The following is a 19,795-nucleotide window of genomic DNA, read 5'->3' on the forward strand; positions in this document are numbered from 1 at the left end:
GTTATATAGCTTGCGGTAAAAAATTGTAATTCATTTAATTGAAGTTAATTAAGAAAAATTACCAATAGAAAATTCAGTAAAAGCTGCTAGATGAGACCATCCAAAGAGAAAAAAAAGGAAATTATTAAAAAAAAAGTTTATTTCCTTGCTTTGGCTACTTTCCGGGCAATAACCAGTTCTCCAATGGCAATTAACCCTACAAAGAATTTTTCAAGTCCTCCTGTGGCCCATATTGCTTCTCCAAAGGTGGAATTTTTAATCCGTTTCTCATAGTCCTGGGCAGTGACTCTTTTACCAGTGCGCCTGCGGGTTACTATGGCTGATGCTTCCATGAGCTCATCCCAGCTTACCCCTTTGAGTTCATCGTTCATAGCTTTGAAGATCTTGTAAACTTTAATTTCATATAGGCTGGAGAGGGTTTTAACAATATCAAAGGTTCTTACCACACCTACAACAATGTCATCATCGTTAATCACTGGTATGTTAAACACTTTATATTCTGATGCTTCCAGAACTGCTAAACGTGCCGGATCATCTTCCTTAACGTGGACAATATCTTCTTTGGCGTACATCACTTCTTTAACCTTTTTTTTACCTTCCCTAAACCCACGGGTAACATCCAGGGAAGTGATCCATCCAATAAGCTTCTTTTTTTCGTCAACCACTGGTGTGGTGAATCTAAGTTTTTTCTCCATTAAAATGGATACATCTATCAGGTCATCATCGGGGGATACTACAATAAAGTCTTTGTCCATCATTTCATTAACTAACATCTTAAACCATCTCCAGTTTTAAAGCACCTACCGGGCATTTTGTAGAACAAACTTCGCATAAAATACATTTTTCAGGGTCTAAAACTACCTGGTCACCTTCTAGTTTAATGGCATCTACAGGGCAGTTTTCTTCACAGACTTGGCATTGTACACAGGTATCATGATCTATCAGGAGTTCTTTGGTCTTAATCACAGGCCCTAATTCTCTAACCAGTTCTATTGAACCCTCAGGGCAGACATTGGCACATGCCCCACAACCAACACATGTTTCCTTATCGATCTGGGCAATTCCACCCTCTGGGACTTGGATAGCTCCAGTGGGACAGAACTTCACGCAAGTGGCATATGAATCACATTTATCAGGGTCCACACGGATTTCTTTCATGCGCAGCTTACGATGGGGAACTTTAAGGTCCTTTAGGTGATATTTAACATCATCATCTTCCACATGTGTGGTGCTTTCAATCACATGTATACAACTCACAGGGCATGTTTGGGCGCATATTTCGCATTTAACACAGTTATCAAGTATTTTTGCGGGTCTGGTGGATTTAGGCTCCTCAATGGCATTTACAGGACATTCTTCAAAGCAAAGATTGCAACGGACACATTCAGGAGAGATAGTTATAAACTTATCCTCCAGGACACAGTTTTCAATTTCAACTTTAACTCCTTCACGAGCATCTTCCAAGTCCATGGATTTGAGGGCCACTTCTCCCTCCAGCACATCTTTCTTTTTTTTGAATGTCACGTCCATTTTAACACCATTTACCTTCCAGTGTCTAAATACCTTTCAGTGTCTGAATCTAAGTAATGATATTCTCTTCATGTTTTATTTTATACATTTATTTTATTTAAACCATCTTTTATTAATTTATTAAAATCATGAAATGGAGGTCATGATTTCAGTCCACTACTCCATAATTTCGTTGTAATGATTTTAATTAGGATTAATCAGATTCGTCGGTTCATAATTTTTTTATTCACCAGCATTTATTTCCAACTACCCAGAACTGATTTTGATGGAAGGCCAGTGGTTGCACCAAGTTCCTGTACGCAGCATGATGCAACAAAGTTTCCTAACATTGCTGATTCTTCAATGTTTTTACCTTCGAGAAATCCGTATATGAATCCTGAATTAAATGCATCTCCTGCACCAGTGGTGTCCCGACAATCTACACCAAATGCATCCAGGAGGTATGTTTTAATACCATCTGTAACCAGACAACCCTTTTTACCCTGTTTAACTACTATAATTTCAATTCCATAGTTTAATAGAGTGTTGATTTGAGGGTCATGCCCTTTTTTTGAGCGTAATAGAAGATTTAATTCGTTCTGATTTATTAAAAGAATATTGGTTCTTTGAAGAATTTTTTGCAGAACTTTAAGACCTTTAGATGCATAGATCATTCCGGGATCAAGACTCACTGTAATCTGGTTAGGTATGTTCTCCAGTAATTCTTCCTGTGCTTCTATAGATTTCCCTACAAATGAAGTAAGATGCAGTAATCTGGTATTTGATGCGTATTCTAAATCTATCTCAGGAGTAGTGATGCTGTCATTCACTCCGGGGTCAACATACAATGCTCGTTCACCTTTTCGGTCAACATAACCGTGAACAGTGCCACTTCGGCCACCAGAACTTTTTATGATGCCTTGGATATCCACATCTTCATTTTTGAGGTTGTCAAGTAGGGTTTCTCCTTCCCGATCACTGGCTATTTTTCCAATAAAACCGGTGTCCAGACCCAATCTTGCCAATCCTATAATGGTGTTGGCAGCTGATCCTCCACAACTTTCGTGTAAATTTTTTATTTGCCCTTCCTCCTCTTTGCAGGCAATCCTGTTAACCTGAAAAAGCCGGTCTAGATTCAATGCTCCAAAACCCACCACATCCAGCTTCATGGAAACAACTCTTTAAGATAAATCTTATAATCTCCTAACTGTCCACCGTAATTTCCAGCTGAAATTCCAAGAACACCGTTATATTCCAGTAAAACATGTATCCCTATTTTCATGGCTTTTTTAAGACTTTCCATATCAAGACCATTTAAAACAATCTCAGGGATATACTCAACACCCTCTGGAACCATGGAATCTGCACCTAAAACATGTTGCAGGGTGGGGCAGTAGGGGTGGTTGGTGGTTGGTCCAATCCAGGGATAGTTGGTTTCTGGTTTGGATGCTGCTGAACAAATATCAAAGGGAGTAATAACTCCTTCCACAGCTTCAATAGCTTTCAGAGCCGCTCTACCACCTTCCAGCACATCTTTTTTGCTGTTACAGAAGTACCAAAAGTTTGCCCCCATGATTCCTTTCATGTATCCTAATTTTTGTTCTATAAGGAAATCTGGTATGGCAATGGGCACCACAATCATATGTCTACCATATAATTCGTCTTTCCATTCATAACCATCTCCGCAGTGGCCTACATTTTTCATGGTGTCAATATAGCCAACTGGATTGATGGATGCATCAAAGACTGATGTGAATGGTTTAACCAGTATATCTTGCCGTATACGATAGGAGAGTTCAACTTCGAACCTTTCAGGATCTTCTTTATCATACCAGAATTGTAATATAACTCCATTTCTACCATCAGGAGTCTTATCTTCAGTTAACCAACATTCGATTCCGCCTTCTACACGTCCAATCACGGTTCCTGGCGTGGAAGTTGCATCATATGCGGCTCTTTTCAGTGTTTCTTCATCATCAGCAGTAACTATGACTCTGCAGCAGATACCATTAAATGCCTCAGCATAGGTGTCTACTATTTTATCCAATGGTGATTTGAGATGAGAAGTGTTCATTATCCTAATCCTCCTATTGATTCTCCTCTAATTTCTTTACGAAACTTTTCACTATCTTCTGTTAACTCTTTTAGATTTTCAGGAGTAACTAGTTCCAGCCTTGTGTTGGTATTTTTCAATTTAGAGATTAATTCTGGGTTAACATCATACTTTTCCAGTGTTTTATCAGGGTTATCATTGAATGAACTGACAAATTCCATCACCAACTTACTGTTATATTGGTAAAACAGACTTGCTATTATAGAAGTTATGACTGTATTATCTGTGATAACTGCAATAGAAGCCTCTTTAACTGCATATTCATTACCATTAAATGAAACAGCCATGCCTCCATGTTCTCGGGCATAGCGAAGTGGTTCCACATCGGTGATACTATCTCCTACATACATCAAATTATGGGGTTGGAAACCATGCTTATGGATAATATCTAAAACAGCCTCTTTTTTAGCTTCTCCACCTACAGGTTTCACATCATGAAACAGGGAACCAATTTCCATTTCAGGGATTTTATCCCAGAAAATACGTTCCAAATTATCAAAATCAGGGTTATTGATGATGGATAACTTAAATTTTTTAAGTTTAATCACATCTTCTTCACTCAAAGTATGGTTATCCAGATTCAGACGGGTGCAGTAACAGTGACTTAAGGGGAAGTGAGTTAAATCACACAGGGCCTTGATATAATGTTCATAGCTGGTGCTGACAATGAATGAAGGCATGAGGTTATTCACCAGACCCAGAGTTTCCTGGGCACCAGGGATGAGCAAAACATTTCTCGATGAAAAATCTTCCATATTTTGATTGGTGGCACCATATGCCTTTAAAAATGGCAAAATCAATTTTAAAGTATCACCAGCATTATATCCTGGCCTTTTAACTTCATCAACTAATATATCATCGTAACGGCTGATAATCTGGAAGAATTTTTCACCATCTTCAATAAAATGACCAGCCAGTTCAAAAGCATTATCATTGATTGATATAGGTCCTTCACAGTCAGAAACAAAGAATTTATTACTCAATTCACATCCTCCGGGGGTGTTCAAACAATATGAGTGTTTAAAACCATCAAAACTACATAGTTTTATTATCTTAAGTGAATTAAAATATTATTGGACTAAATATTTAAAATTAATTAAAATATTATTTTAATTCGCAGATTATTTTTCATGGAGTTCAACTGCCCGGGTAGGGCATATACGTTGACATTCTCCACATAATATGCATTTGTCCTGATCAACCACTACCTGGTCATCCACCATGTCCATGGCATCCACTGGGCACTTGTTCACGCAAACTCCACATCTTTGACAGGACATACTGTCTATAATCACTTCACCCTCTGAGGGACCGGTGATCTTACGCCTTTTAAAGAGTATGTGACCATCTTCCACCTGGAACAATTCTTCTTTCAGAGTGATTGCCTGGAACGGACAGGTTTCCACACATTGACCACAGTAAACGCATTCTTCTCCCACATGCACCGGTGAAGGCATCTCCAGTTCAATACAGTCCACTGGACACTCTTTAATACAAGCCCCACAGCCGATACACTCTTCTTCAGAAACATTGATTACTCTATGGGGTGAGGTGGCATGGATTATTTCTCCCAGATCTTCAACATCAAGTTTGCCATCCATCAAGGCTTTGATTTCTTCACTGACCAGTTCAGTGACATCCTGGGTGAACTCCTCCTCCTGATGACTGTAACTTACCTCACGGGTGATCTTGTTTAAAATAGAATCGATCTTAACTGTTTCACGAGCAAGTTTCTCACTTTCCTTTTCCAAAAGCTCTGAAGCAATTTCCATGGTTTTTATCTTATTATATCCTTCATAAGCTCGTTTACGTGATGAATATTTAATTGCAGTGGATGGACAAACATTCATACACTCCTCACATCGGGCACAATAAGATGGATTGATATAAGGAAGTTTACTCATCTTATCCACGTTGATAGCTCCTTTAGATGGGCAAACCCTGGTACAGGTCATACAGCCAATACATTTGTCATGGTTAACTACTATGGCTTTACCTCCCACCACCGAGCGGGGTAGAATTTCACCATATTTAATGGCTTCAGTGGGACAAACACGGGAACAGTAACCACAGCGCACACATTTATCCTCATCAATCTCACTGTGGGCTTCTTGATTCCCTGAACTAACTAAATGTATAGCTCCAGTACGACAGGCATCCACACAGGCACCGCACTGCCTGCACAGTTTGGTGTTGATATTTGGAACATTTTCTCTCCTTGGTTTGGAAAGGGTGGTTTCCATGGTGATGGCATCATATGGGCATGCTTCCCTGCACAGAATACATCCAAAACATTTATCATCAATTTCAATGTGATTATCCGGAGGAACTTCATGAACAGCATCTACTGGACAGGCCTTAAGACAGGGCCTATCAGTGCAGGAGGCGCATTTATCATGATCTACCTCGTATTCTACTTCCACATCTCTGAGTGGTTTGTAGATCTTCTTGGTTTCCTCTGATTTTTTAGAAGTATCAGTTGTGCTGGTCATTTTAATCAGCTCCTATAGGTAACTGAGATGCCTTAACAGTAATGTGAATAACTCCATCTTCCAGGGAAGTAGGATCCAACAGAAATCTGGACACAAAATAACCTGCAACCCCAAATGGACAGGTCTGATAACAGGTACTGCAACGGAGACATTTCTTGGTATCCCGTTTAATCACATTTTCTTTTTCATCATAGGTTATGGCTCCAGAGGGACATTCATCAACGCATAAACGGCATTTTTTACACTTATCCTCATCCCAGGTCACAATCCGCAGTTTCAGGCGGTCGGTGATCTTCTGGAAAGTATCCAGTATCAATTCATCATTGGCCAGTATGGATCTGGCACGTTCCACCAACTCAGTGATGGATAGATCGAATTTGTAAACTTCTTCATCTGATAAGTGAGTTATATCATCTCTTTTTCTTTCTATGGATTCTTCAAGAGTGTTAACCACCAGATTAATAATTTCCTTCTGTTCCTGAATGTGAGATATGAAGATGCCTTTCACAGCCCCTTTTACTGGACAATTGTTCAGGCATTCCTCGCAACCGATACACAGGGACTGATCAATAATAATTTTATTGTCTTCTTCATATATGGCGCCTGGAACTGGGCATGCTTTCAGACATTTCTTACAACGGATGCATAGGTAATCATCAATGACAAACATGCGATCTGTTGGTAAGATGGTGAACTCTTCTCTTATGAGATGATTTTCACCACAGGTGATAGTTTTAGGAACAGTGGGACAGACTTCAGCACAGAACCCGCAGCGGATACATCCCCTGTGGTTGATTACAGGGTAGGCTTTACCTTCTTCTTCAGCTGTATCCTCACTCCGCACCAATCTTATGGCGTTAGGTGCTGGACAGGCTGCAGTACATGCACCACAGGATATGCAGTGCTCAGGGAATACTTCAGGAAAATCACGGAACCTATCAGGTGTTTCCACAATCTCAGGGTTGGTCCTGGCTACTGCAAAACTTTCAGCCCATGATTTCCGGGCAAATTCGTAAAGATACCAGATTAATGATGACATAAGGCATCAACTTTGTTTAATTGTTTGATTTGGTGTAAATATGTTCATAAATTGTGTGTGGGCAATTATTTAAGATATTTAACGTTGTGAAGTCCATCAAATTCCTTTTTTTCTCCTTTCTCATTCAGAATGACCACTCGTTCGGTGCAGGCAACACAGGGATCCACACTGGCATAAGTGGCAACAGCGTCGGCCACTGTGGCCACATCTTGTAACATGTACTTACCACAAACATCGATGTTCATTATACTGGGGGTTCTGATGGAAATATTCTTTATAAGATTCCCATTAGTTTCAACAAAGTAGCTGACTTCTCCTCTAGGAGCTTCATTTCTCCAATCAGTGTATCCAGCAGGAATATCGATTTTTGTACGGACGTCTCCTGGAGGGATGTTTTCAACGATCTGTTTGATGATTTTTATGGATTCTCTGATTTCATCAAAACGGTTCATGGTCCGTGCATAGTTATCTCCTTCTTTTCTCCAGATCACTTTCCAGTCGAATTCATCCTGGTAGGTGTGATGATCTTCTCGCACATCATGTTTCAAACCAGAAGCTCTGCCAATGGGTCCCACAGCACGACCTTTAATGGCATCTTTTTTACTCATCTTACCTACATCTCTGGATCTGAGACTTACAAGCGGACCTTCATCAAACATTTCCACGTATTTGTCATATTCATTTTCTAAGTTGGTGATGATCTGGTAGATACTGTTGAGGTGTTTTTCCTCAGCATCCATCCTGACTCCACCAACCACATTCCAGCCCATGTTCACCCGGTTGCCGGTGAGTAACTCGATTGCATCCATCACTGGCTCCCTGAGGTGTAACATGTACATGAATAATGTTTCATGTTCAAGGGCTTTGAAGTAAGTTGAGTTAGCAATGAAATGACTCTGGATCCTGTCCAGTTCATTGGTTAGGGATCTTAAATACTGAGCCCTTAATGGTACCTTTTCTCCAGCAATCTTCTCAAAGGTCTCTGCAAAGGTCTGAGTGTGGACATATGAACAGATACCACACACTCGTTCTGCTAGGAATATTCCTTTTTGCCAGGTTTTACCCTGCATTACCCGTTCTATGCCGCGGTGAACGTATCCATAATCGATTTCGGCACTTATAACTCGCTCACCCTGTGTTTTCAGTTTCAGGCGTACAGGTTCTTTGAGTGCAGGGTGTATAGGTCCTATCGGAAGTATCATGGTTTTTTCCTCCCTTTGGCTGCAATGGCATCAGGTCCCACAGCCAGAATAGCTGCTAATATCTCTGAAGGTCGTGGTGGGCATCCAGGTATTTCTGCATCCACGGGTATAAAATCAGATACAGGGGCGTAGACACTGCATCCCTCTTGGTTGAAAACGTCTCCGGTAAGTGGGCAGTTTCCTATGGCCACTACAACTTTAGGTTCTGGGGCTTTGGAATAGATTCTCTGTAAGTTTTCTTTCCACTGTTCAGTCACTGCCCCTGTCACCAGTATCACATCGGCTTCTCTGGGGTTGTTGTGAACATAAATACCATACTGTTCTAAATCGTATCGGGGTGATAATAATGCTACTACTTCAATATCACAGCCATTACATCCTCCCGTGTTAATAAGGCATACATGTATTGAACTTTTTCTTACAACGTCTTTAAGACCATCTAACATTGCTTTACCTCTATTTATCTCATTAGATATTCAAGTAGATCTTTTCGGCCATCTTTGATGGCTTCTTCGTAAGATTTACCTTCTTTAAGTATCTCATCAGCTATTTTATTTTTAATTTGTTCAGTTTCTTCATCTGTAAGGATGTTCATCACATCTGAAAACCAACAAAGCTTGAGATCGGCGTGAATTTTTTCTTTGATGCAGGGACGTTTTGAGGATTCAAAACGGGGATGTAAAGCCTCTAAACTAGCCATATCCAACCTTTTTATGAGAATATCCTCTAATTCTTCTTTGCTGATGCCAAATTCCTTTGAAAATGGTTCGATTATATCAACACGCCATCGGTAACTTTCAATGATGCGCATCTTCATAAGATGGAGCACTTCATCTTCGTGGGAGGTGTTTTCATCATCTCTTCCAATGTTTTGGTTATTCAAAGGATCACCGTCCTCGTTATCCAGATGATTCCGGCAACTATAATACCGATAAAGGTTTCATTTCTACCATAACCTGGCCTCATTCCTAGTACCATTGACAGCAGGAAAATACCTATGGTTATGGTAATGTATGTAGGGATGAAAGTGATCAATATGCTGTTTAAGACCAGGGACCAACCTACCACAGCTAGCACCAGGGCTATCATATCAATTTTGCCAAGGGCATAGGGTGCTTTGTATTTACGGTAACTGAGTACCAGTCCTAGTAGGGATCCCAGTACAAATGAAAGTATGTAGAGGAGATAAATTGTTTCATTCATTAAATCACCATTTAAGTGGGACGGTAAAGGTATATGAAGGATGCTATGAAAGCAAGGAGGGTAATGATCATTGCCCAGTTTTCGGCATTCTCTGTGAAATGAATTGCTCCCTTCTTGTTAAGCAGATAAGTAAGAATCATTAACAAGAACACTGCCACAGTGAGGGGTAAAACAATGTTCCATTGTAATATTACAGCTAATCCACTGGCTAAAACACTTCCAAAGGCTGCCAGGGTCATCAGGAACAGTGTATCTTTTTCTTGTATTTCCATTTTTGATTCTCCATTTAATATAGTAAAAGTACCAGGGATCCTACAATTCCAATTAGGGCAAAGCTAACCTGGGTCATTATGGAATGGTTGGGGTTTAAGATAGGTGTGGTGGCATTGATAAAGCCCACAATGGTTGATAATGCAAGCATACCCACCAGGTACCATAACGGACTTAGACCTCCAATGAAAACTGTTAAGAACACCCATAGGAGCATGTACCATGCTATTGATTCAGACATCATTAGGTAACCACGGAGCAATCCGAAGTGCTCTGTTTCATATCCTGAAATGATGTCTTTTCCTTTGGTTATGGCGAAAGGAGAGTATGGGGCTTTAGATAAGATTAACACGAAGAACATGGCTGCTGCCAGGGGTATGCTGTATATTAATGGTCCATTTGCAGCTTGGTAGCTGATGATTTGTGCTATGTTCATGGTTCCAGCTTTGAAATAAATAATAATGAGAACTGCAAAGAGAGGTACTTCAGCTGCTGCTGAGAAAACTGCTCTCACACAACTTAATTTACCATAGGGTGATCCAGAGGAGGATCCTGCGTTATGTTCCACAATTTTATGAATGGCATATATGGCGAATATTAGTAGAAGTGAGCCTTGTGTCACAGGTCCTACTATGATTGCTGATACCCATATGACACATAACATGGCAGTTATTGCTATGTAAAAGGGCATTGCTGCTGTTTTAGGAAATGTTGATTCTTTGATAAAGAACTTGAGTGTATGCAGAAGGTGCTGAATGATAGGTGGCCCTGGTCTCATTTGTATTCTGGCCATTATCTTTCTCTGCAGTCCGAAAAGGACACTTCCCACCAGAAATGCGATGAGAACGTTCAACAGAATGTTTGCCATTAAGTTCAATATGATCACCGATAATTTAATCCTTTTTTTGCGGTTAATTCTTGTTTGGGGTTAATTATTCGTAAATATTGTTTAAACTCTTAGGGGTAAAGTATTCTGGGTTAATATCCAATAAATGGCTCCCTGTTTTTGTCTTCTTCATCTTCTTTAGGTCCTCTTTTCATTACTATCAACCCAAAAGACAGTATTCCTGAAGGTATGAATATAATGGAAATTGCATAAACTATCCATGTAGGCGGATTGAACAGGAGAGCGTATATGATTCCTGCTATTGATACTATAAATATTAAATAACTTGATATTTTTAGTTTATCCATTATTTTCACCAATTTTCATATGATATTATTAAAACGGTTTGTTTATGATGAGCAATATTTCAATCACCCTAATAATTACCAGTAGGGAGCTTAAGTGTATGATAAGCAAGAAAGGTGAACCAGGGGTTCTGAACATTTCTGCCTTGGTGGCATAGAATGGTGCCACACCAGTTTCACCTGCAACTCCCAAAAATAAAAGGAGTGAACCAAAGATCATCATTAAGGTGGTAGGTATATGTGTGATTTCCAAGAGGCTGATGGTACCTGTTGATGCCAAAATCATGGCTGCTCCTCCAAAGAGGGGTAAAACTGCTATCATAGCCACTAATCCGTACTGGAATGCAGCATCTAATACATCAATCTGTTTTACAGCGGCAACTATTCCTATGTTAACGATACCAATAAGACACACAAATAATGTGAAGTTGAAAAGGTCTCCGGTGATCATGGCACCGGCGGTTGCCAGACCACATATGATGGCCAGGAAACGTCTGATCTTGAATTCGTCCTTATCAACCTGGACTTCCCGGTCTTTAAGGGTACCTACACCTGCTTCAACCTGGGTTTCAGTTCTGCTTATGGCAATGAGAGTAGTGAAGGCCAGTGCGCTGGCGAACATGAACAAGTTAACAGGGGCCAGATAAAGGACAATATCTCCTAGGGGAATGTAACCCATTAATTGTTGGCCCAATATGATGATATCCATTTTTATTACTCCTTACTACTCTTTTTATTTTTTATTGAATTCTTCACGACCTATAACACCTATTAGACCTGCTTTAAATGCAACTTTGATGAAAACACCGAATGCTGCCATGAACAATGCCAACAACCAGTATTGTGGGAATACAAAGAACACCATGAATCCTATTATCCAAAGGCACCATGCAATACCAGATACTCCTGCTATGCCCTCCCAAGTGTCTGATGGGACTCCGCGCATCCTTTTGGAAATGATATAAAATAGTATACCTCCTCCTGCTACTGCCCCTCCTGTAAATCCTGATAGGAAGGCTCCGTATGCTATTAAGATAATTGCTAAAAATGTGGGGGCAGTGGTCATTACCTCCATATCCATTGACGTGGGTAAGGGGATTAATTCTGCTGTTTCTCCCTTCTTCCTCATCTCCCTGCTCATGAGTATTTCAGATATGGCCAGTATTTCAGCAAGTTCAACCACCAGCCCGGGTAATATGAGGGCTTCAGCAAGATCGGTTCCAACTGCAGCCACCAGTATCAACATTCCAATCCCCACTATATCAGTTAGTATAAGGGCGCTTAAATCATTTTTTTGGTAGGCAATAGCCATTAAACCGATGATACCCACGATTAAGCCGGTGAATATGGCTGGAACGTATAGAGAAACTACGATGGGTGATACAACAGTGGGAACAAGAACTGATGCACTCATTCTTCCTCCCTCCTTTTCATGGTAAAGTGCAGTGCCACCCATGATGCCACCACAAAGGCCATCATAAGAATACTGGATTCAAGTATGGTGTCAAAACCCCTGGAATAATATAATATCTCATCTATTAACCCACCTGGGGATGAATATATGGATGTACCATAATAGATAGTGGTGGCACTGATTCCTATTGCGATAGGGGATAAATAGCTAGTTACCATTCCTGATTTCTCTGAGAATTGGGGATACTGAGATTTTACAATTCCTGGTTCTTTAAGGGGCACACCACCGCGATCATAGGGAGCTAATGGATCTTTTTCATCTATCTGCAGTTGTGGTGTTGGCCGAGGATATAGTTGATGATCGTTAAGTGCCAGGGGCATGATAAAACCTGCCAAAAGCAAAACTCCCAGAATCACAGAGTAAAATCTCGGAATCCTTTTAGGGTTGGCCAGGGAATTCCATAATCTGCCTATTCTGCTCATAACTCTGCCCCCATTTCTTCTAGTCTAACAATGGCCCTGAGCAAGATCATGGTTATGATGGCAGTAGCTGCAATATAAGTAATCAGGGCAATGGTGTGGTTATAGGTTAAGAATATGAGTGAAACTCCTACTGCGGCTATTTCTGTGTTCAATGCCCTTACTAGGGGGTCTTTAACTCCAGGGCCTATGGCAGTACCAAGACTGCCCAGTATGGTCAGTACCACACCGGTATAAAACCATATGTAAATATCAAGCAAGGTTCCCTTCCTCCTGGGATTCTTGATTTTTTTTGCGAACCTCATTTATTTTGATAATTGCAATTAACAGGATAACAGTGGAAATGGGGTCGAAGATTGCCGCAGCCATGGCAACATCCAGATATTTGGCTGCCACGATCATTCCTATGAATCCTCCCTGGAGAAGTGCGAACATGATGACCTTGTCCAGGGGCTTTGCTAGGGCGATGATCCCGGCAGCTCCGATTAGAGTAAGTGCTGCTGATATTGTTGTTAAGTTTATAAAGTCAAGGTACATTTTATTCCACCATGATCTCTTCTTTTACCCTTCCCAGAGAGTAAGCAATGGCATTGGAGCTGAGGGTAGATGTTATGAAAAAGGTTATGGCAATGATTGCTCCGAAGGGTGTTTGTATGTATAAAGCCATAATTGCAGACATGCTGAAGCCGATGACGTTAAGGCAAAGAAGCCTTTCCTCACGATTTTGAGCTACAAGCGTGCGCAACGCCATTAATACAACTATTATGCCTAATATTTCGATCAACATGATTTAGCACCTAAGTTAACTTGGTGTATCTCCCCATCTTATGAGCCAGTTTTCCCAAAAGCCGGGAAGCCCCTGTCTGGTAAAGGCCCTGAATGGTTAAAATAGCTAGAACCATTCCGACAATGAAAAATTCTGGTTTAAAGCCGATAAATGATGTTAAATAAATGATTACAGTAATGCTGAGGGCTCCGGTGGTACCGGCATATCCAGGGTCAGCGCATATCCTGTTTCCAAAGTACACTAAAACAGCAGCTACTAACCCTCCTTCTGGAGTGCCTATGGCATAACAGGCTATGGAAGCCAGTAATGTACCAGCAGAAGCATCAGGTGAACATACTATGTTTCCCTGGAAGAATCCCCCTGACAGATCTCCCCCTCTTTTTTTAACTGATCGGCCAATAACTTCGGCTCCCTTCACTCCTGGTGATTCTGGGAGTCCCATCCAGGTATCTATTAACACAAAGTTCAACCAGCAAATAATAGCAGCCAGCAAAATACCTAAAATTTCATTCATAGGGGTTCCTCCGATTCTGGTCTGGGAACAAGTTTTTCTAAAATAAATTTGGCAAATAAGGCGGTAATAATTCCAGTTATTAATGCAACGATATAACCCTGGTAACCCAATTCATACAGCATGGCATAGAAACCTATAGCCAGCACAGCCGTTGGGAAAACAGCACTGATAGTCCAGGAGTCTCTCATTGGTTTATCTGGAAGTAAAGGTAGTCTTAATACCAGCCCAAGTATTAATGCAACACCCAGAGCAATAATATAACTGAACACATTAGCATGAATAATCATGATAAATAGGTGGTCTCCTTTTTGTATATAAATGTTTTTACTTAGGGTCATTTCAGCAGGATCATCAATTAATGATGTGGTCATCAATTTATAAGGTCATTGATTGATAATAATACATTTTACTCCATTATCATGCTATTTTAGAAGGTTCAATAGATCTTTAAGACTAAAATATCCTTGTTTTATATCTTCAATTGAACTGTTTTAAATCTTTCGTTCAATCTTTGAACTACCTTCTTTTAAGGAATTTAAGAATAATTTTATAGAATTTGTCAGCAGATTCTTCTAAAATTTGGCAATCCTTAATAAATTCATAAATTTATCTTCATTAATCACACGTCATTAGTTTAGACTATATTTTTTTGTATATTGCCACAACACCAAATGTTTTGATGATATGGTAACCTTCGATCTTTGGATGGGGGTTACTTGTTGAATCAATATAGTACTCCACATCAATTTCTTGAAGGTGATCTTCAAATTTCTCCTTAGTTTTATATATTGTGGGGGAACCTGGGCTGATTTGTTTTTTAAGATACCAGTTAACTGCGTTTGGATAATCAGAACATATAACCTTATCTTTGTAGTCAGGATCATAATTTTTAATCCATTGGCAGGCATGATCAATATCTATTGTAAAAGCTTTTTTCGGGGTATGACCAATATATGTGGCGGTGGAGCATGATAAAAATATCATAGCTATGAGTAAGCAAATCAACCCTGGTTTAAAATTCTTATCTTTTATTTTACTCTTGAATTTACGGATAAATTCACTCAAACCCAGGACAATGAAGTATGCAAGTGCTGGGGCCATGGTGATAAAGTATCTGTCCACCTTTAAAGGTAGAGTACTTTGGAAGATTAAGAAAGCACCAAACCAAGATAAAAACATAAAATCCAATTCAAGCTTTTTTTGATCATAAACAGCATTGCTTTTGATTAAAATCATATATATAGCATACAAGAATGCAAATAATATGATTTCACTTAATGTAAAGTATTGATAATAGAAACTAACCACCATTAAAATAAACAAAACTAAAATGAGCCCTATTTTGATTACAATACCAGTACGCAATATTTTTCTATCTTTAAAATTTATTTTTGCACCGAAAATCCTGTGAATGTAAAAAATTATACCAAATAGCACGATTAATGATAGGAGATATGCTAATAATGTTGGCACTCCTTGAGAAGGGTTCAAGATCTGTTGATAAAATCCCTGAAATGGGCCAACTGAGATGTAATTCAATAAATTCTGGATGTAATATAAAATGTTGGTGTTATATGCAACATCATTGGCACCTGTGAATGAAGATGAAGCAATTGAAGCAAATAAACTGAAAATGGAAGCTGCAGTTTTTAACTTAACAAAAAAGTAGATCAGGGCAGTTATTAGAACTACTAACTCTATACTGATGCCAAAAACAATTTTTTTAAGAGTTTCCATCTTTTTTATATGGTCTTTGTTAATTAAAAGGTAAAGGAATATGGGGAGAATGATAAGACCAGAGGTATATCTCGTGAGGAATGCCATCATAAATGTTGGTAAAACAAGATATAAGTATCTATAATCCTTTTTTAATCCAATAACTAAGAAAAATAGGGTCCAAATTGAAAATGAGATTCCTGGGATATCGATACAGCCACTAACTGCCCATGAAAATACAATCGGGAAAGAAATAAAGATTAAACAACCGGTTAAACTTCCAATAGCATTAAATCGTTCTTTTAAAAGGAAATAAAGCCCAATTACTCCTATCATGAATATAATCGCACTTATTATGAAAATAGCATTTATTGAAACATATCCCATTCTAAAAAAAAGAGAGGTTAAAAATGGAATCATTGGGGCAAGATAAATAATGGTGTTTTTGTTTGCTGCGCCCATCCCAGCAAAAATAATGGCATTATTCAAATAATTGTAAACGTCCCAGTAGGGAACACCTATCTTCATCTGGGCACTGAGAAGATAAGTAGTCAGTACTACGGTGATTAAGATTAGGATAAACAGGGGGTTAATGCATATTTTTTTAAGGCTTTCAAAGATGCCCCTCTTTTTATTGTTTCCTTTATCCAATTAATCACCCATTAATTTTAAAATTCGACAAGTTTAATTCTATTTGACAAGTCATTTCTAATTTTAAAAGAGTTATAGGAGTTATAAAATATTAGGAAGTTCTAAACTTCTTTAACTTGTTATTTTATTTTGCAGTGATTATTTATTTTTTAGTTCTACGGTTATCGGCAAAAAATTCCATGGTTTCCCTTAACTCATCACTAAAATTACTTTGTGGATTAAAACCAAAAGACCTTGCCTTTGAGGTATCAGCCAGAGAATGTTTTACATCACCAGGTCTGGGATCATCATAAATTGGATCTATATCTTTCCCCACTGCCTGGTTTATTTTATCAACAAGCTCGTTGATTGTAATGTTGTTTCCTATGGAAATATTAAACACTCCAGTGTAATCTGATTGGCACGCCTTCAAATTAGCATCCACAACATGTTTGACGTATATGAAGTCCCGGGTCTGCTCACCATCACCATATATAACCGGCCTCTCATCACTTAACATGGCATTGATGAAATGTGGAATCACCGCAGCATATGCAGAATTAGGATCCTGTCTCGGTCCAAAAACATTAAAGTATCGGAGGGAAACTGTAGGTAAATTGTAAATCTCATTAAATAACTGACAGTACATCTCGCCAGTTGCCTTACTAAGAGCATATGGTGAAATCGCCTTAACAGGATAGTTTTCTGATAGGGGGAAGTTTGTATTATCCCCATAAACAGCTGAAGATGAAGCAAAAACAACCTTCTGAACATCAACTTCTCTGGCAGCCAGAAGAACATTCAGGGTACCGGTAATATTCACCAAGTTGCATTGAAACGGATCCATGACACTAGCTGGAACACTAGTCATAGCCGCATGATGAAAAACATAGTCACAACCTTCAAAACTTTTTTCAAGATCAATTGTTGTGATATCCCCTAATTCAAGGTGAATATTGTCTGTTTCAATGTGTTCGATGTTTTTAACACTACCTGATGATTCATTGTCCACAATAACAACTTCATTTTCCTGGCAGAGTTTCTCCACAAGGTGGGATCCTATGAAACCAAGCCCTCCTGTGATTGCTACTTTTTTATTCTCTATTACTTTTTTGTTTTTCATTTAAACCTCTTTTAATTAATTAACCATTAAAATTGATTAACTAAATTTCCAGAAAATAAAATTCTTCATTACCTTCTGGGCATCAAATAAATTTTTTCCACTGTTATGTCACATATATCTGAAGGTAAAGATATCTGTAAACATTTTCCGTGTCTGGTAATTTATATAACTTAAATTCAAGTTTTTCTTCTCCAGCAGAACCTGCAGTAAATTCAAATGGTATCTCCTTTTTGTCATCGTTGTTTAAAGTAATATTTTCCTCTTTTAATATCTGATTTCCTTGTGTTATTTTAATCAGATAACTGGTTGTTTTATACTCATGGTTAACCACACACACAGTGAGATTAGCTGGTTCTCCCACACTAAGGTTTGTGGGATAATTAATAGCTTTTCCATCTCCATCCAATATAAAAAATTCTGTGAACTTTTCAGATGGTGTGGGATTTAAAGTTATGTTAAATATTCCTATTGTCCCGATAATTAGAATAATCACAATTACTGTTGCAATAGTTCGATCGATATTCATTAAGGTCCTTCCATATTATTTTTGATATGAGTATTCTTTGATCAATATAATTGTCAACATTTAGGTATAAACAAATACCATTTATATTCTATCCAGTATTTGGTTCGTTTATCCAACAAATTATCATAAACAAGTTAAGTTCATGACTCATAAAATAATAATTTTCTCATGATCTCAAGTGGATTATTATTGAGTAAAAAATGGAAAAAAATTAAAAAAAACTTTCAAAAACCGCCAAAAAATCATCGACCTCTACTTTTTGGTGATTTTTTGATTTTATGGGCGTTATATCTTAAAATGGCAGCTCAGCATATCTTTGTTTAAGAATCCACGTGCTTGTATTCCAGTTTTTTATTGTTCCTAAAGTATTCCTGTAACTGGTACCATCCGCATTGTACCATTTACCATTTATATAGAACTGTGCAAACACATGACCATACCATTGTCCACTTGTTGTGAAATAACAGTTTCCATGCACATATCTTGCTGGTACTCCCACGGCTCGGGCCAGAGCAATCATTAAATGTGTAGTGTCAACACAGTTACCTGCTCCTTTATTTAAAGTTCCAACAGCACCGTACTTGGTATTGTAGTAAAAAGAATAGTTAATGTTATCTCTCACCCAAGTAAATATGTTGTCTGCCACTTCCCATACACTATTACCTCCGGATGCCAGTTTATAAGCAAGAGATTCAATTGCTGCGTTATCGCACTGACAGTTCTTAGTGGGTTGAATGCAAATAAGTAAACTAGAAGGTACATTGTTTAATTGTGGAAGTATTATAGAAAACCAGGATTGGACTGCTACAGAATCAGGTAATTCTCCATTCTGATCATAATAAGACATTATTTTGGAGAACGTGTAAATCATATTATGGTATCCGAAGTATGTTCCAAAGCTGCTGTAAGAAGAATAGTTAGGTGCTTCCCAGTAACGTTCCGTATACCTTTGAACCCTTCCAGCAATATCCGCATATTCATCTAGATCCATTTCTCCACTACTTTGACTATCACAAGGAGAATCCGCAGATGCACAGTAATTATAATAAACCGATCCTACCGTGTTATTATTGATATCAGTCACAGCAGTAGTTAATATCAATAAGAACGAAGACATTTCCACTTTAACACCATTAATAGTCACATAACTAGGAAGTTTATGATTATTATCCACATAATTTTTCACATAAGTTGCAGCATCAGCCACCTGATCAATAGTAAATTTATTCCAAGGAACTACTGCGATAGTAGAGGGTAGTGTTTTGGTGTTGTTGTAGGTGGTTAGGATTTTGCTGTAGGTGTAGATGAGGTTTTCGTATCCGAAGTATGATCCCAGGCCGCTGTAGGATGAGTAGTTGGGTGCTATTAGGTAGCGGTCCATGTATCTTTGCACTCTTCCTGCAACGGAAACATATGTAGCCAGAGACATGTCACCAGAATGAATCAATTCTTGTGATGATGTGGGGTTTTGGTAGGTGTTTGTGAGTGTGGTGGGTGTGGTGTCTTTGTTGTTGATTTTTTGTGTTATGGTGGTTAGTAGGTTGAGGAATGTGGGCATGGTTAGTGTGGTGGTTATGGGGTTTCCTT

26 protein-coding genes are annotated in these 19,795 nt (G+C 38.8%); all 26 read right to left on the reverse strand.

Annotated features, from left to right (window positions below):
* Positions 1-137 precede the first annotated feature (137 nt).
* Complete coding sequence (locus J2743_RS03075) at positions 138-773, reverse strand: CBS domain-containing protein (protein WP_209625086.1); 636 nt, start codon at positions 771-773, stop codon at positions 138-140.
* Position 774: 1 nt separating this feature from the next.
* Entirely contained in the window at positions 775-1,530 is a 756-nt protein-coding gene (locus tag J2743_RS03080; protein WP_209625087.1) for a 4Fe-4S binding protein, read from the reverse strand.
* Between the two features lie 236 nt (positions 1,531-1,766).
* Complete coding sequence (locus J2743_RS03085; protein WP_209625088.1) at positions 1,767-2,678, reverse strand: carbohydrate kinase family protein; 912 nt, start codon at positions 2,676-2,678, stop codon at positions 1,767-1,769.
* A complete protein-coding gene (locus J2743_RS03090) occupies positions 2,675-3,583 on the reverse strand; it encodes a formylmethanofuran--tetrahydromethanopterin N-formyltransferase (protein WP_209625089.1) in 909 nt (302 codons plus the stop codon). Before J2743_RS03090 ends, J2743_RS03085 begins: the two co-directional genes overlap by 4 nt.
* Positions 3,583-4,605 (reverse strand): hypothetical protein, encoded by a 1,023-nt coding sequence (locus J2743_RS03095; RefSeq protein ID WP_209625090.1) that lies wholly within the window; start codon positions 4,603-4,605, stop codon positions 3,583-3,585. Before J2743_RS03095 ends, J2743_RS03090 begins: the two co-directional genes overlap by 1 nt.
* Positions 4,606-4,743: 138 nt before the next feature.
* A complete protein-coding gene (locus J2743_RS03100) occupies positions 4,744-6,114 on the reverse strand; it encodes a 4Fe-4S binding protein (protein ID WP_209625091.1) in 1,371 nt (456 codons plus the stop codon).
* 1 nt (position 6,115) lies between these two features.
* Positions 6,116-7,153 (reverse strand): 4Fe-4S binding protein, encoded by a 1,038-nt coding sequence (locus tag J2743_RS03105; protein ID WP_209625092.1) that lies wholly within the window; start codon positions 7,151-7,153, stop codon positions 6,116-6,118.
* A gap of 65 nt (positions 7,154-7,218) precedes the next feature.
* Positions 7,219-8,355: a hydrogenase large subunit gene (locus J2743_RS03110; protein ID WP_209625093.1), complete on the reverse strand. Its 1,137-nt coding sequence runs from the start codon at positions 8,353-8,355 to the stop codon at positions 7,219-7,221.
* A complete protein-coding gene (locus J2743_RS03115) occupies positions 8,352-8,801 on the reverse strand; it encodes an NADH-quinone oxidoreductase subunit B family protein (protein WP_209625094.1) in 450 nt (149 codons plus the stop codon). The genes J2743_RS03110 and J2743_RS03115 overlap by 4 nt, the downstream gene beginning before the upstream one ends.
* 14 nt (positions 8,802-8,815) lie before the next feature.
* Positions 8,816-9,238: a DUF1959 domain-containing protein gene (locus J2743_RS03120; RefSeq protein WP_245247979.1), complete on the reverse strand. Its 423-nt coding sequence runs from the start codon at positions 9,236-9,238 to the stop codon at positions 8,816-8,818.
* Positions 9,235-9,558 (reverse strand): energy-converting hydrogenase subunit EhaL family protein, encoded by a 324-nt coding sequence (locus J2743_RS03125; protein ID WP_209625095.1) that lies wholly within the window; start codon positions 9,556-9,558, stop codon positions 9,235-9,237. Before J2743_RS03125 ends, J2743_RS03120 begins: the two co-directional genes overlap by 4 nt.
* An 11-nt stretch (positions 9,559-9,569) precedes the next feature.
* Entirely contained in the window at positions 9,570-9,830 is a 261-nt protein-coding gene (locus J2743_RS03130; protein WP_209625096.1) for a hydrogenase, read from the reverse strand.
* Positions 9,831-9,844: 14 nt separating this feature from the next.
* Positions 9,845-10,705, reverse strand: a complete 861-nt coding sequence (locus tag J2743_RS03135; RefSeq protein WP_209625097.1) for a respiratory chain complex I subunit 1 family protein — start codon at positions 10,703-10,705, stop codon at positions 9,845-9,847.
* Between the two features lie 101 nt (positions 10,706-10,806).
* Positions 10,807-11,022 (reverse strand): DUF788 domain-containing protein, encoded by a 216-nt coding sequence (locus J2743_RS03140; protein WP_209625098.1) that lies wholly within the window; start codon positions 11,020-11,022, stop codon positions 10,807-10,809.
* Positions 11,023-11,050: 28 nt separating this feature from the next.
* Positions 11,051-11,728 (reverse strand): proton-conducting transporter transmembrane domain-containing protein, encoded by a 678-nt coding sequence (locus J2743_RS03145; protein ID WP_209625099.1) that lies wholly within the window; start codon positions 11,726-11,728, stop codon positions 11,051-11,053.
* Positions 11,729-11,752: 24 nt separating this feature from the next.
* The gene (locus J2743_RS03150) at positions 11,753-12,433 is read right to left on the reverse strand and encodes an EhaG family protein (RefSeq protein WP_209625125.1); all 681 of its coding nucleotides are present in this window, start codon (positions 12,431-12,433) and stop codon (positions 11,753-11,755) included.
* Positions 12,430-12,915 (reverse strand): EhaF family protein, encoded by a 486-nt coding sequence (locus J2743_RS03155; protein ID WP_209625100.1) that lies wholly within the window; start codon positions 12,913-12,915, stop codon positions 12,430-12,432. Before J2743_RS03155 ends, J2743_RS03150 begins: the two co-directional genes overlap by 4 nt.
* Positions 12,912-13,172, reverse strand: coding sequence for an EhaE family protein (locus J2743_RS03160; protein ID WP_209625101.1), 261 nt, complete (start codon positions 13,170-13,172; stop codon positions 12,912-12,914). The genes J2743_RS03155 and J2743_RS03160 overlap by 4 nt, the downstream gene beginning before the upstream one ends.
* Positions 13,165-13,449 (reverse strand): EhaD family protein, encoded by a 285-nt coding sequence (locus J2743_RS03165; RefSeq protein ID WP_209625102.1) that lies wholly within the window; start codon positions 13,447-13,449, stop codon positions 13,165-13,167. The genes J2743_RS03160 and J2743_RS03165 overlap by 8 nt, the downstream gene beginning before the upstream one ends.
* 1 nt (position 13,450) lies before the next feature.
* On the reverse strand, positions 13,451-13,699 hold the full coding sequence (locus J2743_RS03170; RefSeq protein WP_209625103.1) for a DUF2109 domain-containing protein: 249 nt from the start codon (positions 13,697-13,699) through the stop codon (positions 13,451-13,453).
* A 10-nt stretch (positions 13,700-13,709) separates the two neighbouring features.
* On the reverse strand, positions 13,710-14,213 hold the full coding sequence (gene ehaB / locus J2743_RS03175) for a [NiFe]-hydrogenase-3-type subunit EhaB (protein ID WP_209625104.1): 504 nt from the start codon (positions 14,211-14,213) through the stop codon (positions 13,710-13,712).
* The gene (locus tag J2743_RS03180) at positions 14,210-14,500 is read right to left on the reverse strand and encodes an energy-converting hydrogenase A subunit A EhaA (RefSeq protein WP_209625105.1); all 291 of its coding nucleotides are present in this window, start codon (positions 14,498-14,500) and stop codon (positions 14,210-14,212) included. Before J2743_RS03180 ends, ehaB begins: the two co-directional genes overlap by 4 nt.
* A 352-nt stretch (positions 14,501-14,852) precedes the next feature.
* Positions 14,853-16,580, reverse strand: coding sequence for a glycosyltransferase family 39 protein (locus J2743_RS03185; protein ID WP_245247982.1), 1,728 nt, complete (start codon positions 16,578-16,580; stop codon positions 14,853-14,855).
* A 142-nt stretch (positions 16,581-16,722) separates the two neighbouring features.
* Positions 16,723-17,682, reverse strand: a complete 960-nt coding sequence (locus tag J2743_RS03190; protein ID WP_245247984.1) for an SDR family oxidoreductase — start codon at positions 17,680-17,682, stop codon at positions 16,723-16,725.
* 103 nt (positions 17,683-17,785) lie between these two features.
* Complete coding sequence (locus J2743_RS03195) at positions 17,786-18,208, reverse strand: DUF1616 domain-containing protein (RefSeq protein ID WP_209625106.1); 423 nt, start codon at positions 18,206-18,208, stop codon at positions 17,786-17,788.
* Between the two features lie 292 nt (positions 18,209-18,500).
* Positions 18,501-19,795, reverse strand: a 1,295-nt coding sequence (locus tag J2743_RS03200; protein WP_209625107.1) for a transglutaminase domain-containing protein, incomplete at its 5' end; no start/stop codon positions are given.

Source organism: Methanobacterium petrolearium (assembly GCF_017873625.1).
Lineage (GTDB): Archaea > Methanobacteriota > Methanobacteria > Methanobacteriales > Methanobacteriaceae > Methanobacterium > Methanobacterium petrolearium.

What these genes read in the sequence shown, in the direction of transcription:
- J2743_RS03085 (WP_209625088.1), bottom strand. Translation starts at nt 2,678, where the DNA reads ATGAAGCTGGATGTGGTGGGTTTTGGAGCATTGAATCTAGACCGGCTT.
- J2743_RS03105 (WP_209625092.1), bottom strand. Translation starts at nt 7,153, where the DNA reads ATGTCATCATTAATCTGGTATCTTTACGAATTTGCCCGGAAATCATGG.
- J2743_RS03080 (WP_209625087.1), bottom strand. Translation starts at nt 1,530, where the DNA reads ATGGACGTGACATTCAAAAAAAAGAAAGATGTGCTGGAGGGAGAAGTG.
- J2743_RS03125 (WP_209625095.1), bottom strand. Translation starts at nt 9,558, where the DNA reads ATGAATGAAACAATTTATCTCCTCTACATACTTTCATTTGTACTGGGA.
- ehaB (WP_209625104.1), bottom strand. Translation starts at nt 14,213, where the DNA reads ATGAATGAAATTTTAGGTATTTTGCTGGCTGCTATTATTTGCTGGTTG.
- J2743_RS03115 (WP_209625094.1), bottom strand. Translation starts at nt 8,801, where the DNA reads ATGTTAGATGGTCTTAAAGACGTTGTAAGAAAAAGTTCAATACATGTA.
- J2743_RS03165 (WP_209625102.1), bottom strand. Translation starts at nt 13,449, where the DNA reads ATGTACCTTGACTTTATAAACTTAACAACAATATCAGCAGCACTTACT.
- J2743_RS03195 (WP_209625106.1), bottom strand. Translation starts at nt 18,208, where the DNA reads ATGAATATCGATCGAACTATTGCAACAGTAATTGTGATTATTCTAATT.
- J2743_RS03140 (WP_209625098.1), bottom strand. Translation starts at nt 11,022, where the DNA reads ATGGATAAACTAAAAATATCAAGTTATTTAATATTTATAGTATCAATA.
- J2743_RS03110 (WP_209625093.1), bottom strand. Translation starts at nt 8,355, where the DNA reads ATGATACTTCCGATAGGACCTATACACCCTGCACTCAAAGAACCTGTA.
- J2743_RS03145 (WP_209625099.1), bottom strand. Translation starts at nt 11,728, where the DNA reads ATGGATATCATCATATTGGGCCAACAATTAATGGGTTACATTCCCCTA.
- J2743_RS03090 (WP_209625089.1), bottom strand. Translation starts at nt 3,583, where the DNA reads ATGAACACTTCTCATCTCAAATCACCATTGGATAAAATAGTAGACACC.
- J2743_RS03170 (WP_209625103.1), bottom strand. Translation starts at nt 13,699, where the DNA reads ATGTTGATCGAAATATTAGGCATAATAGTTGTATTAATGGCGTTGCGC.
- J2743_RS03130 (WP_209625096.1), bottom strand. Translation starts at nt 9,830, where the DNA reads ATGGAAATACAAGAAAAAGATACACTGTTCCTGATGACCCTGGCAGCC.
- J2743_RS03075 (WP_209625086.1), bottom strand. Translation starts at nt 773, where the DNA reads ATGTTAGTTAATGAAATGATGGACAAAGACTTTATTGTAGTATCCCCC.
- J2743_RS03190 (WP_245247984.1), bottom strand. Translation starts at nt 17,682, where the DNA reads ATGAAAAACAAAAAAGTAATAGAGAATAAAAAAGTAGCAATCACAGGA.
- J2743_RS03180 (WP_209625105.1), bottom strand. Translation starts at nt 14,500, where the DNA reads ATGATTATTCATGCTAATGTGTTCAGTTATATTATTGCTCTGGGTGTT.
- J2743_RS03150 (WP_209625125.1), bottom strand. Translation starts at nt 12,433, where the DNA reads ATGAGTGCATCAGTTCTTGTTCCCACTGTTGTATCACCCATCGTAGTT.
- J2743_RS03155 (WP_209625100.1), bottom strand. Translation starts at nt 12,915, where the DNA reads ATGAGCAGAATAGGCAGATTATGGAATTCCCTGGCCAACCCTAAAAGG.
- J2743_RS03100 (WP_209625091.1), bottom strand. Translation starts at nt 6,114, where the DNA reads ATGACCAGCACAACTGATACTTCTAAAAAATCAGAGGAAACCAAGAAG.